Origin of the sequence: Dyella kyungheensis, from assembly GCF_016905005.1 — a bacterium.
Taxonomy (GTDB): domain Bacteria; phylum Pseudomonadota; class Gammaproteobacteria; order Xanthomonadales; family Rhodanobacteraceae; genus Dyella; species Dyella kyungheensis.
This window is the reverse complement of sequence record NZ_JADIKC010000001.1, coordinates 561088-577896: the sequence shown is the minus strand read 5'-3', so window position 1 is coordinate 577896 and position 16809 is coordinate 561088. Positions and strand designations below refer to the sequence as shown.

The 16809-nt window shown below is 64.0% G+C and carries 20 protein-coding genes; 9 read left to right on the top strand and 11 right to left on the bottom strand.

The window, feature by feature from the left end; genetic code table 11:
• Positions 1-58 precede the first annotated feature (58 nt).
• The 9 genes from lolD to ISP20_RS02655 form a co-directional block, all read right to left on the bottom strand.
• On the bottom strand, positions 59-769 hold the full coding sequence (gene lolD / locus ISP20_RS02695) for a lipoprotein-releasing ABC transporter ATP-binding protein LolD (RefSeq protein ID WP_204634511.1): 711 nt from the start codon (positions 767-769) through the stop codon (positions 59-61).
• On the bottom strand, positions 762-2009 hold the full coding sequence (locus ISP20_RS02690; RefSeq protein WP_204634510.1) for a lipoprotein-releasing ABC transporter permease subunit: 1248 nt from the start codon (positions 2007-2009) through the stop codon (positions 762-764). The genes lolD and ISP20_RS02690 overlap by 8 nt, the downstream gene beginning before the upstream one ends.
• Before the next feature lie 70 nt (positions 2010-2079).
• Positions 2080-2535: a protein YgfX gene (locus ISP20_RS02685; RefSeq protein ID WP_204634509.1), complete on the bottom strand. Its 456-nt coding sequence runs from the start codon at positions 2533-2535 to the stop codon at positions 2080-2082.
• Positions 2507-2755 (bottom strand): FAD assembly factor SdhE, encoded by a 249-nt coding sequence (locus ISP20_RS02680; RefSeq protein ID WP_204634508.1) that lies wholly within the window; start codon positions 2753-2755, stop codon positions 2507-2509. The genes ISP20_RS02685 and ISP20_RS02680 overlap by 29 nt, the downstream gene beginning before the upstream one ends.
• Before the next feature lie 161 nt (positions 2756-2916).
• The gene (locus ISP20_RS02675) at positions 2917-3699 is read right to left on the bottom strand and encodes a succinate dehydrogenase iron-sulfur subunit (protein WP_109125947.1); all 783 of its coding nucleotides are present in this window, start codon (positions 3697-3699) and stop codon (positions 2917-2919) included.
• A 21-nt stretch (positions 3700-3720) separates the two neighbouring features.
• Positions 3721-5508 carry a succinate dehydrogenase flavoprotein subunit gene (gene sdhA / locus ISP20_RS02670; RefSeq protein WP_204634507.1) on the bottom strand — a complete coding sequence of 596 codons (1788 nt, stop codon included), beginning with the start codon at positions 5506-5508 and terminating at the stop codon, positions 3721-3723.
• A gap of 4 nt (positions 5509-5512) precedes the next feature.
• On the bottom strand, positions 5513-5926 hold the full coding sequence (sdhD, locus tag ISP20_RS02665; protein ID WP_204634506.1) for a succinate dehydrogenase, hydrophobic membrane anchor protein: 414 nt from the start codon (positions 5924-5926) through the stop codon (positions 5513-5515).
• Positions 5923-6318, bottom strand: a complete 396-nt coding sequence (gene sdhC / locus ISP20_RS02660) for a succinate dehydrogenase, cytochrome b556 subunit (RefSeq protein ID WP_204634505.1) — start codon at positions 6316-6318, stop codon at positions 5923-5925. Before sdhC ends, sdhD begins: the two co-directional genes overlap by 4 nt.
• An 82-nt stretch (positions 6319-6400) precedes the next feature.
• Positions 6401-6568, bottom strand: a complete 168-nt coding sequence (locus tag ISP20_RS02655; RefSeq protein ID WP_204634504.1) for a DUF1674 domain-containing protein — start codon at positions 6566-6568, stop codon at positions 6401-6403.
• Between the two features lie 127 nt (positions 6569-6695).
• On the opposite strand from ISP20_RS02655, the gene ygfZ reads away from it, so the two are divergent.
• Positions 6696-7496 carry a CAF17-like 4Fe-4S cluster assembly/insertion protein YgfZ gene (gene ygfZ / locus ISP20_RS02650; protein ID WP_204634503.1) on the top strand — a complete coding sequence of 267 codons (801 nt, stop codon included), beginning with the start codon at positions 6696-6698 and terminating at the stop codon, positions 7494-7496.
• A 474-nt stretch (positions 7497-7970) separates the two neighbouring features.
• Complete coding sequence (locus tag ISP20_RS02645; protein WP_239535178.1) at positions 7971-8393, top strand: cell wall hydrolase; 423 nt, start codon at positions 7971-7973, stop codon at positions 8391-8393.
• A 71-nt stretch (positions 8394-8464) separates the two neighbouring features.
• Here the strand turns inward: ISP20_RS02645 and ISP20_RS21835 are convergent, their stop codons facing one another.
• Positions 8465-8785, bottom strand: coding sequence for a glycine zipper 2TM domain-containing protein (locus tag ISP20_RS21835; protein WP_425490755.1), 321 nt, complete (start codon positions 8783-8785; stop codon positions 8465-8467).
• Between the two features lie 143 nt (positions 8786-8928).
• Positions 8929-9513 (bottom strand): glycine zipper 2TM domain-containing protein, encoded by a 585-nt coding sequence (locus tag ISP20_RS02635; RefSeq protein ID WP_204634500.1) that lies wholly within the window; start codon positions 9511-9513, stop codon positions 8929-8931.
• A gap of 138 nt (positions 9514-9651) precedes the next feature.
• Between ISP20_RS02635 and ISP20_RS02630 the strand changes: the two genes are divergently transcribed.
• The 7 genes from ISP20_RS02630 (at position 9652) to phbB (ending at position 16793) form a co-directional block, all read left to right on the top strand.
• On the top strand, positions 9652-10419 hold the full coding sequence (locus tag ISP20_RS02630; RefSeq protein ID WP_204634615.1) for a TatD family hydrolase: 768 nt from the start codon (positions 9652-9654) through the stop codon (positions 10417-10419).
• Positions 10420-10572: 153 nt separating this feature from the next.
• Positions 10573-11028 carry a MarR family winged helix-turn-helix transcriptional regulator gene (locus ISP20_RS02625; RefSeq protein ID WP_338030955.1) on the top strand — a complete coding sequence of 152 codons (456 nt, stop codon included), beginning with the start codon at positions 10573-10575 and terminating at the stop codon, positions 11026-11028.
• Complete coding sequence (locus tag ISP20_RS02620) at positions 11025-12530, top strand: efflux transporter outer membrane subunit (RefSeq protein WP_204634498.1); 1506 nt, start codon at positions 11025-11027, stop codon at positions 12528-12530. Before ISP20_RS02625 ends, ISP20_RS02620 begins: the two co-directional genes overlap by 4 nt.
• Positions 12517-13728 carry an HlyD/EmrA/EmrK family protein gene (locus ISP20_RS02615; protein WP_204634497.1) on the top strand — a complete coding sequence of 404 codons (1212 nt, stop codon included), beginning with the start codon at positions 12517-12519 and terminating at the stop codon, positions 13726-13728. Before ISP20_RS02620 ends, ISP20_RS02615 begins: the two co-directional genes overlap by 14 nt.
• Before the next feature lie 11 nt (positions 13729-13739).
• On the top strand, positions 13740-15290 hold the full coding sequence (locus ISP20_RS02610; protein WP_204634496.1) for a DHA2 family efflux MFS transporter permease subunit: 1551 nt from the start codon (positions 13740-13742) through the stop codon (positions 15288-15290).
• A 150-nt stretch (positions 15291-15440) separates the two neighbouring features.
• A complete protein-coding gene (phaR, locus tag ISP20_RS02605; RefSeq protein ID WP_204634495.1) occupies positions 15441-15929 on the top strand; it encodes a polyhydroxyalkanoate synthesis repressor PhaR in 489 nt (162 codons plus the stop codon).
• 102 nt (positions 15930-16031) lie between these two features.
• Positions 16032-16793: an acetoacetyl-CoA reductase gene (gene phbB, locus ISP20_RS02600; RefSeq protein ID WP_204634494.1), complete on the top strand. Its 762-nt coding sequence runs from the start codon at positions 16032-16034 to the stop codon at positions 16791-16793.
• The last annotated feature ends 16 nt before the right edge of the window (positions 16794-16809 follow it).

Genomic DNA, 16809 nt, shown 5'->3' with positions numbered 1-16809 from the left:
GACGCCGAAAAACGTGTAGGCCTCAAGCACAGAGGCCGCCTTGCGGCGGCCTCGATCTTCAGGCGTGGATCTTTTCCACCAGGCTGCCGTTGTGCAGTTCGAGCGTGCGATCCATGCGCTTGGCGAGGCGGTTGTCGTGCGTGACCAGGATGAAGCTGGTGCCGATCTCGCGATTGAGTTCGATCATCAAGTCGTAGACCTGCGCCGCATTGGTCTCGTCGAGATTGCCGGTGGGCTCATCGCCCAGCACCACGGCCGGACGCGTCACCAGAGCGCGCGCTACGGCGCTGCGCTGGCGTTCGCCGCCCGAGAGTTCGGACGGCTTGTGATGCAAGCGCTGGCCCAGTCCCACCCGACCCAACAGCGCCGCCGCCTCGCGCTCGGCCTCGCTGATGGACACGCCGCGGATCAGCAACGGCATGCTCACATTTTCCAGCGCGGTGAATTCCGGCAGCAGGTGATGGAACTGGTAGATGAAGCCCATCGAGCGGTTGCGCACGCGGCCGCGCTCGGCATCGGAAAGGCTGGACAGGTTGCGCCCGTCCACTTCCACTTCGCCACGCGTCAGCGTGTCGAGGCCGCCGAGGATATGCAGCAGCGTGCTCTTGCCCGAACCCGACGCACCCACGATGGCCAGCGTCTCGCTGCGCTTCAACGTGAAACTCACGTCGGACAGCACGTCGGTTTTCAGGTCGCCTTCTTCGTATGTCTTGGCGATGTGGCTTGCGCGCATCACCACGTCATTGGCGGGATGGTTCGGCTTATTCATAACGCAGCGCCTGCGCGGGCTGGGTGCGCGACGCACGCCAAGCGGGATAGAGGGTGGCCAGCAAGGAGAACAGGAAGGTGACCAGCGCCACCCAGCCCACGTCGCTCGCCAGCAGTTTGCTTGGCAGCTCGCTGATGTAATAGACGTCCGGCGAGAGGAAGGTGACGCCGGTGACATGCTCGATCCACTTCACGATGGCAGGCAGCTTCCAGGACAGCAGCGAACCCAGGCCCACGCCGAAGCCGATGCCGACGAAGCCCACCAGCACACCCTGCACCATGAACATGCCCATGATGCTGCGCGGGGTGGAACCGAGCGTGCGCAGGATCGCGATGTCGGCCTGCTTGTCGGTCACCAGCATCATCAGCATCGAGATGAGGTTGATCACCGCCACCAGAATGATCAGCGAGAGGATGATGAACATTACTTTCTTCTCCATCGAAATGGCGGAGAAGAAGTTGGCGTGGCTGTCCATCCAGGTGTCCACGCGGTAGACCTGGCCCAGCTGATCGGCCAGCTCGCGCGCCACCCCGCGCGCGTTGAACATGTCGTCGAGTTTCAGGCGAATGCCGGTGGGACCGCCCAGGCGATTGAGCCGCTCGGCGTCGGTCATGCTGACCAGGGCCAGGCCCGAATCGAATTCCTGCATGCCCATTTCGAACACGCCGGTCACCGTGAAGGTGCGCAGGTTCGGCACGCTGCCGGTGATCGGCGAGGACTGGAACGCGGGCACCGCCACGATCACCTTGTCGCCTACCGACACGCCCAGCTGCATGGCCAGTTCGCGGCCCAGCACGATATGCCAGCTGCCCGGCGTCAACTCGCCGAGCTTGCCTTCGACCATGTGCTGGTCGATGTCGGAAACCTTGGGTTCCTGCGCCGGCTCGATGCCGCGCAACATGCCGCCCGTGGAGCGACGGGCCTGCAGGAAGGCCTCGCTTTCCACGTAGGGGGCGGCGCCCAGCACATGCTTGTTGTCGCCGGCGATCTTCACTGCGCGCGGCCAATCCTGCACCGCTTCTCCCGGCATGCCGGATACCGTGGCGTGCGAGATCGCACCGAGGATGCGCGAGCGCAACTCGTCATCGAAGCCGTTCATCACCGACATCACCGTGATCAGCGCGGTCACGCTGATGGCGATGCAGACGATGGAGACGGTCGAAATGAAGGAGATGAATTGATTGCGACGCTTGGCGCGGGTGTATCGCAGGCCGATGAAAAGCTCTAGCGGTCGGAACATTAGGGCGGTCGCTTATGGGGTTCGAAGGGGCTGGCCGCCCGAATGCTGACGATTATCGCCTGTAACGCGGCTAAACCGTAGGACCGCGGCCCGAGGCGTAAGTGCCCGATGCCTCGACCTGGGCCAGACGCATGCGCAGGCGGCGGCGGATATCGGCGTCACTGTTGTCGGGCGCCAGCAGCAGCGCTACCTGGCCCCGGCCGGCCAGCGACAGCCGCAGCCATACGACCTGCTCGCCGATCACCCGATACGAAGCCAGTGTTGCCGCCGTGTCCTGGTCGCCCCGCCATCTCAAGCTCCAGCCCCCGTCACGTGCCCAGCCGGCGGCCTGCACGGCTACGCCAGACCACCGCAGCAGCGTCCGCCACAGAGTCAGACCTATCGCAACGCTGATGGCGAGCTTGGCCAGCCACGGGACAGCGCTCATCCACACGGCGAGCGTGGCGAGGACGGAAACGAGGAACAGCAGACGCCTCAACCAGCGCGACGGCCGATATTCAAAGCCGATGGCGGGTGCGGATGTCATCGATGATCGCCTGCCAATCCGGGCGCGTCGCCTGCGCGTGGCCCATCACCCAGTCCCACAGGTCTGGGTCCTGCACATCGAGCAGTTCATCGAAGGCCTGGCGCTGGGCTTCATCGGCATCGGCAAAGCGCTCGTCGAGCCAGCCGCCGAACAGGGCGTCGAGCTCGCGGGTGCCGCGGCGAGTACGCCAGCGGAGGCGTTTGATGCGGGCTTCGTCCATTGCTACACGCCTCCTGGCTAACTTCCCCTCCCCTCCGGCGAGAGGAATGAGGTGAGGGATCAATCTTGCCTCAGTTTATCCAGGGCCAGATTGGAGGTTCTTCCGCGAGCACCCGCCCCTCACCCTGCCCTCTCCCCGCTGGGGAGAGGGAAAAGCGAGCGTCAGGTCCGACGCTCCACGATCAACTTCTTGATCTCCGCAATCGCCTTCGCCGGGTTCAGACCCTTCGGACAGGTGCGGGCGCAGTTCATGATCGTGTGGCAGCGATACAACTTGAACGGATCTTCCAGATCGTCCAGGCGGGCACCGGTGTCCTCATCGCGGCTGTCGATGATCCAGCGATAGGCCTGCAACAGGATGGCGGGACCGAGGTAGCGGTCGCCGTTCCACCAGTAGCTCGGGCAGCTGGTCGAGCAGCAGGCGCACAGGATGCACTCGTAGAGACCGTCGAGCTTCTTGCGGTCTTCCGGCGACTGCAGGCGCTCCTTGTCGGCTGGCGCCGGGCTCTGCGTGCGCAGCCACGGCTTGATCGAGGCGAACTGGGCGTAGAAGTGCGTGAGGTCGGGCACCAGATCCTTCACCACCGGCATATGCGGCAGCGGATAGATCTTCACGTCGCCCGAAGCGCAATCCTCGATCGCCTTGGTGCAGGCCAGCGTATTGGTGCCGTCGATGTTCATCGCGCACGAACCGCAGATGCCTTCGCGGCACGAACGGCGCAGGGTGAGCGTCGAGTCGATCTCGTTCTTGATCTTCAGCAGCGCGTCCAGAACCATCGGGCCGCACGAAGCCATGTCGACTTCATACGTATCGATGCGCGGGTTCTGGCCGTCGTCCGGGCTCCAGCGATAGATGCGGAACGTGCGCGGCTTCTTGGCGTCCTTGGCCGGGAAATGCTTGCCCGGCTGGACCTTGGAATTCTTGGGTAGCGAAAACTCAGCCACAGTGGCTCTCCAGTCCGGGGATCAGTAAGTGCGCTTCTTGGGCGGCACGACGTCGACGTCTTTCGTCATGGTGTACATGTGCACCGGACGGAAATCGAACTCGGCCTTGCCGGCTTCATCGACCGACACCATGGTGTGCTTCTGCCACACGTGGTCGTCGCGGTCCGGGAAGTCTTCGCGGGCATGCGCGCCGCGGCTTTCGTGACGCTGCTCGGCGGAGTACATCGTAGCCACGGCCTGGTCGAGCAGGTTGGCCAGCTCCAGCGTTTCGATCAGGTCGGAGTTCCACACCAGCGAACGATCGCTGACGCCCACATCCTTGAACGACTCGCGCACCTTGGAGATCTTCTCGCAGCCTTCCTTGAGCGACTCGCCGGTGCGGAACACGGCCGCATCGGACTGCATGGTGCGCTGCATTTCGGCGCGGATCTTGGCGGTCGGCAGGCTGCCCTTGGCGTTGCGCAGGCCGTCGAAGCGGGCCAACGCCTTGTCCAGCACGCTGGCCGGCAGGTCCTTGTGCGCCGTGTCCGGCTTGATGAGCTCGGCGCAGCGATGCGACACCGCGCGACCGAACACCACCAGATCGAGCAGCGAATTCGAGCCCAGGCGGTTGGCGCCATGCACCGACACGCAAGCCGCTTCACCGATGGCGAACAGGCCCGGCACCACGGCATCGACGTCGTCGCCGCGCTTCTGCACCACTTCGCCGTGATAGTTGGTGGGGATACCGCCCATGTTGTAGTGCACGGTCGGGATCACCGGGATCGGCTCCTTGGTCACGTCCACACCGGCAAAGATGCGCGCCGATTCGGCGATACCCGGCAGGCGTTCGTGGATCACGTTCGCGCCCAGGTGCATCAGATTGATGTGGATGTGGTCCTTATGCTCGCCCACGCCGCGGCCTTCGCGGATTTCCATCGTCATGGCGCGGCTGACCACGTCACGCGAAGCGAGATCCTTGGCATTGGGCGCATAGCGCTCCATGAAACGCTCGCCGTTGGAGTTGGTGAGGTAACCACCTTCGCCACGCACGCCTTCGGTGATCAGGCAGCCCGAACCGTAGATGCCGGTGGGATGGAACTGCACAAACTCCATGTCCTGCAGCGCGAGGCCCGCGCGCAGCACCATGCCGCCACCGTCGCCGGTGCAGGTATGCGCCGAAGTCGCGCTGAAGTAGGCGCGGCCGTAACCGCCGGTCGCCAGCACCACCGCGTGGCCGCGGAAGAAGTGCAAGGTGCCTTCGTTCATGTCCAGCGCGAGCACGCCGCGGCATACACCTTCTTCGTCGAAGATGAGGTCGATGGCGAAGTACTCGATGAAGAACGTGGCGTCATGCGCCAGCGCCTGCTGGTACAGCGTGTGCAGGATGGCGTGACCGGTACGGTCGGCCGCGGCGCAGGTGCGCTGCGCGGTGCCCTTGCCGTAGTGGGTGGTCATGCCGCCGAACGGACGCTGGTAGATCTTGCCTTCCTCGGTACGCGAGAACGGCACGCCGTAGTGTTCCAGCTCGATGATGGCCGGGATCGCCTCGCGGCACATGTATTCGATCGCGTCCTGGTCGCCGAGCCAGTCCGAACCCTTGATCGTGTCGTAGAAGTGGAAGCGCCAGTCGTCCTCGCCCATGTTGCCGAGCGCTGCCGAGATGCCACCCTGCGCCGCCACGGTGTGCGAACGGGTCGGGAACACCTTGGTGATGCACGCGGCCTTGAGGCCCTTCTCGGCCAGGCCGAAGGTGGCGCGCAGGCCCGCGCCGCCGGCGCCGACCACGATCACGTCGTACTTGTGCTGTTGGATCTTGTAGCTTTCCATCGAATCAGGCTCCCAGCGCCACGCGCAGCACGGCCATCAAGGTGGCCAACGTGCCGAGCACTGCAATGAACTTCACCAGCACCAGGAGGGAAACCTCCAGCCAGCGGGTATGGACGTAATCTTCGATCACCACCTGCAGGCCGAGCACCGCGTGCCAGCACATGGCCAGCACGAAGGCGACCAGCAGCAGGGCGTTCCACGGCTTGGCAATCATGGCGCGCGCAGTGGCGTAGTCGGCGTGCAAGGCGCCCAGCACCGTCACCACGAACCAGATGCCGAGAAACACCAGCGCCGCGGCGGTGACGCGCTGCGTCCACCAGTGACCGACACCGGACTGCGCCGAGCCAAGGCCGCGGGCGCGCTTCAGGGGGTTGCGCAACTGCTTGCGCACGTCGTACTGCGGACCGTTGGCGCTCATGCGGCACCTCCGGCGGTCAGCACGTAAGCCCACACGATGATGGTCAGCACCACGCTGCCGATGATCGCGAGCCAGCTGGAACGGACGAACTGCGGGATGCCGTAGCCCATGCCGCCGTCCTGGATCAGATGACGGATGCCGTTGCACAGGTGGAAGAACAGCGCCCAGCTCCAGCCGATCAACAGGATCATGCCGATGGGGCTGCCCAGGCAGGTCTTGAACTGGTTGTAGCTGTCTTCGCCGCTGGCGAGGGAGAACACACCCCACAACACGAGCAAGGTGCCGACGGAGAGGGCGATACCGGTAGCGCGGTGCACGATGGAGGTCACCATCTGCACTTGCCACTTATATATGCCCATGTGGGGAGAGAGCGGTCGTTGCGTGTCTGCCATGGCGGCTATCCTGGGTGGAATCGCTGATGCCCTTTACCGCCCTTCCCGCTCCGACGACGCCGACCCGAGCCGGCGCGGCGAATCAGAAGTCGATACAGCGCCCGTTCTTTTCCCAATCGCCGTAGCGGGTGGGATCGGGGGCCGCTCGCTCCGTCGAAGTCTTGTCCGTGGCCGGAACCGCGGGCACGGGAACCTGCTCCACCGGAGCGGACGCGGGCTTGGACTCAGTTTGGGAGGAGGTATCGGACATGGTGTATGAAAGCCGTAAAAGCGTAATACCTGCGTTAATGCAGTACAACCTTGACGACGGTGCGCTCGTCTGCCAGTAGGGCTCCCGCCCTTGTGACCCGGCCGCCCCGCCCTTACATCTCCCCCTTATGCCGACAGACCTTACCGCCCAAACCCTGCTGCTCGAAGGCACTGATGCCATTGCATTTGCACAAGCTCAGTTCACCAGCGATGTCCAGTCGCTCGACGTAGGCCGCTGGCAGTTCGGCGCATGGCTCGACGCCCAGGGCCGCGTGCTCGCCTTGTTCCAGCTCGCGCGCATTACCGACGACGCGTTGCTGCTGCTGTTGCGCGGTGGCGATGCATCGTCGATGGCGCAATCGCTGCAGCGCTTCGTGTTTCGCTCCAAGGTCAAACTGCGCGTCCCCGAACCGTGCGCGCTGGCCACCGGCCCCGCACACGAGACGTACGCCGTACATCGTGAAGGTGACGCGTACGTGTTCGGTTGCGGCGGGCACAGCATGATCGTCGGAGCCACAGAAGCCGATGATGCGTGGCGATTGCCGCAAGTTCGCGCGGGCTGGCCATGGCTGCCGAACGACGCATTGGGCAACCTGCTTCCGCCCGCGCTATCGCTGGAGCGACTGCAGGCCGTTGCGTTCGACAAAGGCTGCTATCCCGGGCAGGAAATCGTGGCGCGCCTGCACTATCGCGGCGGCCACAAGCGACATATGCATTGCGTCGTATTGTCGCAACCTATCCGCGGGGGCACCGTGCTGCACCATAAGGGCAACAGCAACATTCAATTGCTCGATGTCGCTGGCGACGATGCAACCTTTGAGGCGCTAGCGGTCATAGACGATGGTCTAGTCGATTCGCTGCAAAACGCATCGAACATCGACACGGATGAAAACATTGCGTTGCGCGTCGTGCAGAGTTGGACTGCATGACGAAATACGCAAACGCAAAGATTCACGAACTGATATGACAATGTGAGTGTGACGTGAACCTGAACTGCCAGGCACTTGCCAGATCAGAAACCGGCCACTAGTCTCGCCAACCAATTCGATAGACACCCACTGCCCTGGGTGTCGACATACGCGACGAACCGGAGGGGTCCGGATCAGCGCGACCCGACAGAGATGTCGGTGTATCTACTCCGCCCTTGGCGCGGATGACGTTGCAGGCAACGCGGTCCTTAGTACCCGATCTATGCCCTTGCAGCACCACAAGTTTTGAGTGGCACCGGATCAGCCACTCGACTGGCCACAATCCCGTGGCAAACCGCCTGACCACAAGTTTCGGTCGCGGCGATCAATCCAGGTGGAACGGCCTGCCCGCCCGTCCACCGCAACGGCGCGCGAAGTCAGCAGTACCGACCTCGCGCGTACAGCACGTTGGAGGCAGACTTAATGAAACTTTCCATGCTGTTGTGGTTAGCGTCCGTGCTACCGCAGCCCCTCGCGGACCAGACCTGCCTGGCCACGACGGTGTATCTCGAGGCACGCAGTGAGTCGACCATCGGGCAGTACGCCGTGGCCGAAGTTGCTCTTCGTCGCCGCGACCGCGGCACCTGGGGCGACAGCGTTTGCGAAGTGGTTACGTCACCGCGCCAATTTGCGTTGACCACCACCGCGAGCACTTTCGAAGTGACCGATCTCAACTCCTGGACCAAGGCGTGGAAGATTGCTGGCGATTCGATCAGCAATTGGAGCCTGCCGAAGGGAGAGCGCACCGTGTACGTGCCGCAAGCAGATCATTTCGCCACGCTCGCCGTAACCACCACCTGGTCCACGAAGCGCGTCAAGACCATCGGCGAGCACGCGTTCTACGCCGTCAGCAACTGAGCAAACCCATCCCCATAAAAAAAGGCCCTCGAAAGAGGGCCTTTTTATTTGGACGTCCAGACGTCTTTACGTCAGAGTCGATAGACGAGATTGTTGCGGATCTGCACGTAGTCACCCGGACGTACCTGCGGATCGGCCGCCTGGGTCACCGTGGCATAGCGGCCGTCGTCGAGCTTGACGGTGACCTGCCATGCGACATCCGGGCCGCCGGAGTTCTTGCCCACCTGGTTGCCGATGGCACCGCCAGCCACTGCACCCGCCACCGTGGTGAGGGCCTTGCCGCTGCCCCCGCCGAACTGGTTGCCGATCACGCCACCGGCGATGCCGCCGATCACCATGCCCAGCGGCGATGAACCCTTCTGCGTCTCGATCTGACGAATATCGCTGACCACACCACACTGCTCGCAACGGCTGGTCGAGCCGCTGTAAACCACTTGTCGCTGCGGCGGCGGAGTGCAACCGGAAACTAGCGCAAAAGCGGAAACGAATCCCACGACAGCCAAATGTCTAAGCAGTGTTTGCATGGCGTGAATCCTCAGTGAGCGTCGGAAACGGCTACCACACCTTCCTGTACCTGCAGCCTGTCACCCGGATCGTGATCCATGCGTACAGTGCGGGTCACTCCGTTGTACTCGTAACTCACATCGTATGCCACCACCTTGTCGCCGGCACTGCCGGCCACCGTGGTGCACCGACGTTGCGTCGTTTGCTGCGTGGCATTGGCCTGATGATTGGCCTGGATTTCGTGGCCTGCGTAACCGCCGCCAACGGCACCGGCCACGGTAGCGAGCGTGCGACCCTTGCCGCCGCCGACCTGGTTGCCCAACAGACCGCCCGCCACGGCACCAATGGCCGTGCCAGCAATCTGATGCGTATCCTGCACCGGCTTGTGCGTGGTCACCACTTCGTCGTGGCACACCTGCTGCGGGGCGCTGGCTGCCTCGCGGACCGGCGTCACGCTCACCACGCGCGCGTACTTGGCGCCATCGGCAGCCCCTTGTTGCTGCGCAGCGGCACCCACGCCACCGTCAGCATTCGCATCCCGATTACACGCCGAAAGACCCACCATCAATACACCGGCGAAACCAACATGCAGCGCCGAAACGACCAACCTGTTCATAATGCTCTCCTGTCTGGACCAGCGGAGCGCCCCCGCTCCTGCTTGAATTCGATCCAGCGCATTCATTGAACCTCTGGATCACTGAATGTTCGCTTAGACCGAAGCTCGCTATTTTTCCCAATTCAGGATCCCTTGACTGTGCTCGAACTCACCGACAGCCATGCGCACATCGATGATGCGAGTTTTGCATCCGATCGGGAGGCCATGTTCCAGCGCGCTCAAGCAGTCGGCATCCGGCATATCGTGGTGCCTGCCGTCGACCAGGCGTCCTGGGCGCGCATTGATTCGCTGTGTGCCGATCATCCACAAGCCCTCCCCGCCTATGGGCTGCATCCGATCTATCTCGACCAGCATCGTCCGCAACACCTGGATGAGCTGGCCGCATGGCTGAAAACGCATCGTGCCGTGGCCGTGGGCGAAATCGGTCTGGACTATTTCCTGCCCGAACTGGATGTCGAAACGCAGCGCGAGTATTTCCAGAAGCAATTGCAACTGGCACGCGAGGTCGACCTTCCGGTGATCGTTCATGCACGACGAGCCATGGACGAAGTGACCTCCACCATGCGCCGCATCGGTGGCCTGCGCGGCGTCGTGCACAGCTTCTCGGGCAGTCTCCAGCAGGCCGAACGCCTGTGGGAACTGGGTTTTTACCTGGGGATCGGCGGCCCTGTCACATATCCGCGCGCCAATCGTCTTCGTTCCATGGTCGCGACAATGCCCATCGAACGACTGCTGCTGGAGACGGACGCACCGGATCAACCCGGTGCCTGCCATCGCGGTGAACGCAATGAGCCCTCGAACATCATCGAGGTGCTCCACGTGATCGCCGAACTTCGCGGCGAAAGTCCCGAAGCCATCGCCGCAGCCACCACTGGCAACGCCCGGCAGCTGTTCCGGTTCGACTGACGCCGGGTCGATCGACCCTTGCGACCTGTCCGAAACCGGTGCTAGCCTAATTACTTCACTGGCGAACTATCCTTTGGTGAAATGAAGTCCATGCATGAATGCCTCGACCATATGGTTGAGGGAATTGGCCGCGTTAGAGAAATTTTCCCGGAGTTGCCGCTCCAGGAGGTTGTACTCACTCGCCTGCTATTGATGGTGGGCGGCAACCTGCTGGGCGAGCTCGAACGCAATCTCAAGCCGCATGGCCTGAACGACAGCGATTTCCGCACGCTGATGATGCTGTACAGCAGGCCTACGGGCAGCGCCACGCCCAGCGAATTGTGCGGATACGCGCAGCAAGGGGCCACCAATATGACGCGCATCGCCAACGTCCTGGTCAAGGCCGGTTTGATCACGCGCGCACCGAGCGCGGAAGACCGCCGCCGCATCGTGCTCAGCATTACGGCAGCCGGCAGGCGCCTGGTACGAAAGATTCTCCCCCCGCTGTTTCCCAGCGTGCATGGCGCGTTCGCATCGATCAGTGCCGCCGACAAGCGCACGCTCGAGCGCCTGCTCCGCCAGATCGCGGTCAACATCGATTCGCTCACCCAGCCGGACACTCGTCCATGACCTCACACCTTCCCTTCCGACACGGACTTGGCCGTCGCGCCTTGCTTGCCTGCGCCGTTGCCATCGCCGTGGCGGGTTGCTCGATCCCCGCCAAGTTGAATCGCCCGCCGGTTCGCGACGACGTTCCGCTGGCTGGCCTCGACACCGGCCACCGTGCCGGCTGGCCCGATGCCGCGTGGTGGAAGCAGTACAACGATCCGCAGCTCGACCAGCTGATCGAACTGGCGACCAAGGATTCGCCGGATATCGCCCAGGCCAAGTCGCGCGTCGACTCGGCCCAGCAGAACATCCGCGCCGCCACCGCGCAGGCCGGCCTCAGCGTCAACGGCAGTGCGCAGGTCGAGCGCCAGCGGCTGAGCGAAACCGGCCTGATTCCGCCGAAATTCCTCGGTTTCACCTGGTACAACCAGGGCGACATCGGCGTGCAGGCGCAGTACGACTTCGACTGGTGGGGCAAGAAGCGCAACACCATCGAAGCGGCCGTCGATCAGGCGCATGCGGCAGAGGCTCAGCACAGCGCTGCGGCGCTGGCCATCCAGAGCAACGTGGCCGACACCTATTTCGGTTGGCTGGCGGACCAGTCCCGCATCGCCCTGGCCAAGCAGGGCGTCCAGACGGCTGAACAGCTCGAGCAGATCGCGCAGTTGCGCGTGAAGCAAGGCGTCGATCGTCCGGACACGGTGCAATCGGCCAAGGCGCAGACCGCATCCGCACGGCAGATGCTGGTGAGCATCGAAAGCTCCGCGCGCATCCGCCAGGCAGTGCTCGCCAGCCTGTGCGGCGTGGCACCGTCGCAGCTGCCGCCGCTGCAACCGCGCCCGCTGCCCGAGGTCACCACAGGCCTGCCGGACAACGCCGGCGTCGACCTGATCGCGCGCCGCCCCGATATCGCCGCCAGCCTCTGGCAGGTCGAGTCCGCGCTGCGCCAGACCGATGTGGCGCGCGCCGAGTTCTTCCCCGATGTGAGCATCAGCGCGATGGCAGGCTTGTCGAGTATCGACCTCGACAAGATGTTCAGCGCAGGCAGCCGCGTGTTCGGACTGACCCCGGCGATCCACTTGCCGATCTTCACCGGTGGCCTGCTCGAAGCGAACTACGGCGTGAGCAAGGCACAGCTCGGCGCCGCCGTGGCGCAATACAACAGCACCATCCTCAGTGCCGCGCGCGACGTCTCCACGCAGAGCCTCACCGCCGACCAGATCCAGAACCGGCGCAAGGAACAGGCGCGCGAAATCGCCGCCAACCAGCAACTGCTCGCCAACGCGCAATCGCGCGCGCAGCGTGGCGTGAGCGATCGCCGCGAAACGCTGAGCGCACAGGCGCAGCTGCTGCAGCAACAGGACAACGACGTGAGCCTGCAGGCGCAGGCGCTGTCCACCGATATCTCGCTGATCAAGGCCCTGGGCGGCGGTTACCGCGCCAGCCTGCCGGAACAGGCCTCCAGCGACCGCCCCTCTTCCCCTTTGAACCTTTCCGGAGACGCCCCGAATGAGCGCCACTGATTCCGACGTCAAGAAGAACAACAACGGCGACAACGACAGCGGCATGGCGGCGAAGGATCCCGCCAAGCGCCGTCGCGCGCTGATCATCGTCGCGGCCGTGTTCGTGCTCGCTGCCGTTGCGTGGGTGCTGCTGTGGCTATTCGTGTTCTCCACTCGCGAGAAGACTGACAACGCCTATGTGGGTGGCAACCAGGTGGCGATTTCGGCGCAGGTGCCAGGCATCGTCACCTCGATTCTTGCCGACGACACGCAGCGCGTCGAAGCCGGCCAAGTGCTGGTGAAACTCGACAACACCGACGCCGAGGTGCGCCTGCAGCAGATGAGCAGCGCGCTCGCGCAGGCCGTGCGCCAGGTGCGCCAGCAGACCGAGTCCGCCACCAGCGCCGATGCGCAGGTGACCAAGGCCCGTGTCGACCTGAAGAAGGCGCAAGCCGATCTCGCCCGTCGCGCACCGCTGGTCGCAGCCCAGGCCGAAGCGCCGGAAACGGTGCAGCACCTGCGCGATGCGGTCGACCAGGCACAGGCTTCGCTCGACGCAGCGCAAGCTCAGGCCGCAGCCTCGCACGCTGCCATCGAAGGCACGCAGGTCGCCACTAACCCGGCGGTGGAACAGGCACGCGCCAACTACCGTTCGGCCTGGATCGCCGCACAGCGCAACAACATCTACGCACCGGTCACCGGCTATGTGGCTCAGCGCAGCGTGCAGGTGGGCAACAGCGTGCAGCCGGGTCAGCAGCTGATGGCCGTGGTGCCGCTGCACAACCTGTGGGTGGATGCGAACTTCAAGGAAAACCAGCTGCGCCACATCCGCGTGGGCCAGCCGGCCAAGGTCGAAGCCGACCTCTACGGCGGCAGCGCCGAATTCCACGGCAAGGTGATCGGCCTGGGCGCCGGCACCGGCAGCGTGTTCTCGCTGCTGCCGGCGCAAAACGCTACCGGCAACTGGATCAAGGTGGTGCAGCGCGTGCCGGTGCGCATTGCGCTCGACGACAAGGAGCTCGACCAGCATCCGCTGCGCGTGGGCCTCTCCGCCGATGTCACCGTCGACATCACCGATGACAAGGGCGCCATGAACGCCGCGCCGGGCAACGGCCGGCCGATTGCGCAGACCACGGTGTACGACCAGATGGCCAGCAAGGCCGACGAGGAAGCCGAGAAGATCATCCAGGCCAACCTCAGCCAGCGCGACGCCAACTGACCTAGACACCCATGGCCGCCAATCCCACCGAAGACAAGCCGCTACCGCCTTTGCACGGTACCGCGCTGGTCCTGCTGACCATCGCGGTCGCGTTCAGCACTTTCATGGAAGTGCTGGACATGACCATCGTCAACGTCGCCGTGCCGCACATCGCCGGCAGCCTTGGCGTGAGTTCCAGCGAAGGCACCTGGACGATCAGTTCGTACTCGCTGGCCAGCGCGATCATGCAGCCGCTTACCGGCTGGATCGCGCGGCGCTTTGGCGAAGTGAAGACCTTCGTCGTGTCCGTCGCCCTGTTCGTGGTGTTTTCCATGATGTGCGGCCTCGCCACCTCAATGCCGATGCTGGTGTTCGCACGCCTGATGCAGGGCGCCGGCTCCGGTCCGATGGTGGCGTTGTCGCTCACCCTGCTGCTGGCGAGTTATCCGAAAACCAAACAGGGTGTCGCACTCGCGCTATGGGCGATGACCGTGGTGGTGGCGCCGATCTTCGGCCCCATCCTCGGAGGCTGGCTGACCGACAACTTCTCCTGGCCGTGGATTTTCTACATCAACCTGCCGGTCGGCATTCTGGCGGGCGTGATCACCTGGTCGCTGCTGCGCAAGCGCGAGACCAAGACCTATCAGTCGCCCATCGACGTGATCGGCCTGGTGCTGCTGGTGGCCGGCGTGGGCTGCCTGCAGTTCATGCTCGACAACGGCAACGACCACGACTGGTTCTCCTCGCCGATGATCGCCACGCTGGGCATCGTCGCGCTGGTGTGCCTGGTCTTCCTGGTGGTGTGGGAACTGCACGCCAAGCACCCGGTGGTGGAACTGGGCCTGTTCAAGCAACGCAACTTCACCGCGGGCGTGGTGGCGCTGTCGCTGGGCATGTTCGCGTTCTTCGGCATCAACGTGGTGTTCCCGCTGTGGCTGCAGACCACGCTGGGCTACACCGCGACCTGGGCCGGACTGGCCACGGCGCCGGTGGGCATTCTGGCCTTCCTGCTCTCGCCGATACTCGGGCGCAACATGCACCGGCTGGAATTGCGCGGAGTGGTGACGTTCGCCTTCGTGGTGTTCGCCGGCACCTCGTACTGGTTCTCCACGTTCGACAGCTCGGCATCGTTCTCGTCGCTGGTGTTGCCGCGATTCGTGATGGGCATCGCCATCCCCTGCTTCTTCATCCCGCTCAACCAGATCTACCTGGCGGGACTGCCTGCGAATGAAATTGCCAGCGCCAGCGGCCTGGCCAACTTCTTCCGCACGCTGGGCTCGAGCGTGTCCACGGCGGTGACGGTGACGCTGTGGGAGCACCGCGGCATCCTGCATCACGCTACGCTGACCGAGAACGTGACCAGCGCCAGCCTGCCGGCCACGCAGATCCTTTCCCAGCTGACCCATGCCGGCAACAGCCAGCCCCAGGCGCTGGGCATCGTCAATCAGTTGGTGAACCGCGAGGCGCTCACGCTGGCCGTGAACGACATCTTCCTGCTCTGCGCGGTGCTGTTCATCGTGCTGATCCCGGTGATCTGGCTGGCCAAGCCCCCGTTTGGCTCCGCGGGAGGCCCCGGGCATTAGGTCCCCGTGCCGGAACGTTCCTAATCCGGCACAAACCGGCAACAACCAGCAGGTGATTGATCTAACAGCAATTGCTGCAACTGGCCAGTGCAGCAATTAATACCACTTGGGCGACTGGTGCGCCGCAATACCTTCTGCTAGTTTGTGTGCATGGCACAAACGATGCGCACCATTAAGAAGTACCCGAACCGTCGACTCTACGACACGGAAATCTCCAGCTACATCACGCTGGAGGAAGTCCGTCAGTTGGTGCTCGACAACGAAACCTTCGAGGTCCGCGACGCCAAGAGCGGCGAGGATCTCACCCGCTCGGTCCTGTTGCAGATCATCTCTGAGCATGAGGAAAAGGGGCAGCCGATGCTGTCTCCCCAGCTGCTCAGCCAGATCATCCGCTTCTACGGCGACTCGCTGCAGGGTTTCATGGGTCCCTACCTGGAACGCAGCCTGCAGGTCTTCCTCGACCAGCAGCAGCAGTTCCGTACCCAGCTCAACAGCCTGCTGGGCCAGACACCCTGGTCGATGCTCAACGATCTGACCGAGCGCAACATGGATGCCTGGCGCAACATGCAGCGCGGCCTGATCGATGCGGCCACGCAGGGGCAGCCGCCGCGCGGCGGCTCCAACGGCCCCAAGAAGTAGGGCTGACCCGCACCGGCCGGCTTCTGCCGGCCAGCGCTTCCGTCTCATCCGCCGCTGCAGCACAACACGTGCTGCCCTGCCGCATGTGCACGAGTCCTTCACATGAATTCGCAAAGTCGCACTCCACGCGTTGCCATCGTCACGGGCGGTATCGGCGGTCTCGGTACCGCGATCTGCCGGCAGCTCGCTGAAGCCGGACGGCAGGTCATCGCCGTCGACCTGGCAGGACGCGAGGAAAGGTTGCATGCCTTCCGGCAGGAGCTGGCCGATCTCGATGGCGCGGTGAAATTCGAGCACGCCGACGTCAGCCAGTTCGACAGCTGCGCCGAGCTGATGGGACGCGTCGAGCAGCAACACGGCGGCGTGGACATCCTGGTGAACGCCGCCGGCATCACCCGCGACACCAGCCTGCGCAAGATGACGCCGCAGCAGTGGCACGAGCTGATGCGCGTGAACCTGGACGGCGTCTTCAACATGTGCCGCAACGTGGTCGAAGGCATGAGCGCGCGCGGCTTCGGCCGCATCGTGAACCTGAGTTCGGTCAACGGGCAGACCGGCCAGTTCGGCCAGACCAACTATTCCGCCGCCAAGGCCGGTGTGCACGGCTTCGGCATGGCGCTGGCACGCGAGACGGCGCGCAAGGGCGTGACCGTGAATACCGTGTCGCCGGGCTATTGCGATACGGCGTTGGTGGCTGCCGTGCCGCAGGACATTCGCGAGCAGATCATCTCCGACATTCCCGTCGGCCGGCTGGGCTCGCCCGACGACATCGCCCGTGCGGTGACCTTCCTCACGGCGGACGATGCCGGTTACATCACGGGCGCAAACCTGCCGGTCAACGGCGGTTATTTCATGAGTTTCTGAGGCCGCCAAAGGCCCC

Coding starts and splice junctions, on each gene's coding strand:
- lolD (WP_204634511.1), bottom strand. CDS start 769: ATGAATAAGCCGAACCATCCCGCCAATGACGTGGTGATGCGCGCAAGC.
- ISP20_RS02690 (WP_204634510.1), bottom strand. CDS start 2,009: ATGTTCCGACCGCTAGAGCTTTTCATCGGCCTGCGATACACCCGCGCC.
- ISP20_RS02685 (WP_204634509.1), bottom strand. CDS start 2,535: ATGACATCCGCACCCGCCATCGGCTTTGAATATCGGCCGTCGCGCTGG.
- ISP20_RS02680 (WP_204634508.1), bottom strand. CDS start 2,755: ATGGACGAAGCCCGCATCAAACGCCTCCGCTGGCGTACTCGCCGCGGC.
- sdhA (WP_204634507.1), bottom strand. CDS start 5,508: ATGGAAAGCTACAAGATCCAACAGCACAAGTACGACGTGATCGTGGTC.
- sdhD (WP_204634506.1), bottom strand. CDS start 5,926: ATGAGCGCCAACGGTCCGCAGTACGACGTGCGCAAGCAGTTGCGCAAC.
- sdhC (WP_204634505.1), bottom strand. CDS start 6,318: ATGGCAGACACGCAACGACCGCTCTCTCCCCACATGGGCATATATAAG.
- ISP20_RS02655 (WP_204634504.1), bottom strand. CDS start 6,568: ATGTCCGATACCTCCTCCCAAACTGAGTCCAAGCCCGCGTCCGCTCCG.
- ygfZ (WP_204634503.1), top strand. CDS start 6,696: ATGCCGACAGACCTTACCGCCCAAACCCTGCTGCTCGAAGGCACTGAT.
- ISP20_RS02645 (WP_239535178.1), top strand. CDS start 7,971: ATGCTGTTGTGGTTAGCGTCCGTGCTACCGCAGCCCCTCGCGGACCAG.
- ISP20_RS02635 (WP_204634500.1), bottom strand. CDS start 9,513: ATGAACAGGTTGGTCGTTTCGGCGCTGCATGTTGGTTTCGCCGGTGTA.
- ISP20_RS02620 (WP_204634498.1), top strand. CDS start 11,025: ATGACCTCACACCTTCCCTTCCGACACGGACTTGGCCGTCGCGCCTTG.
- ISP20_RS02615 (WP_204634497.1), top strand. CDS start 12,517: ATGAGCGCCACTGATTCCGACGTCAAGAAGAACAACAACGGCGACAAC.
- ISP20_RS02610 (WP_204634496.1), top strand. CDS start 13,740: ATGGCCGCCAATCCCACCGAAGACAAGCCGCTACCGCCTTTGCACGGT.
- phaR (WP_204634495.1), top strand. CDS start 15,441: ATGGCACAAACGATGCGCACCATTAAGAAGTACCCGAACCGTCGACTC.
- phbB (WP_204634494.1), top strand. CDS start 16,032: ATGAATTCGCAAAGTCGCACTCCACGCGTTGCCATCGTCACGGGCGGT.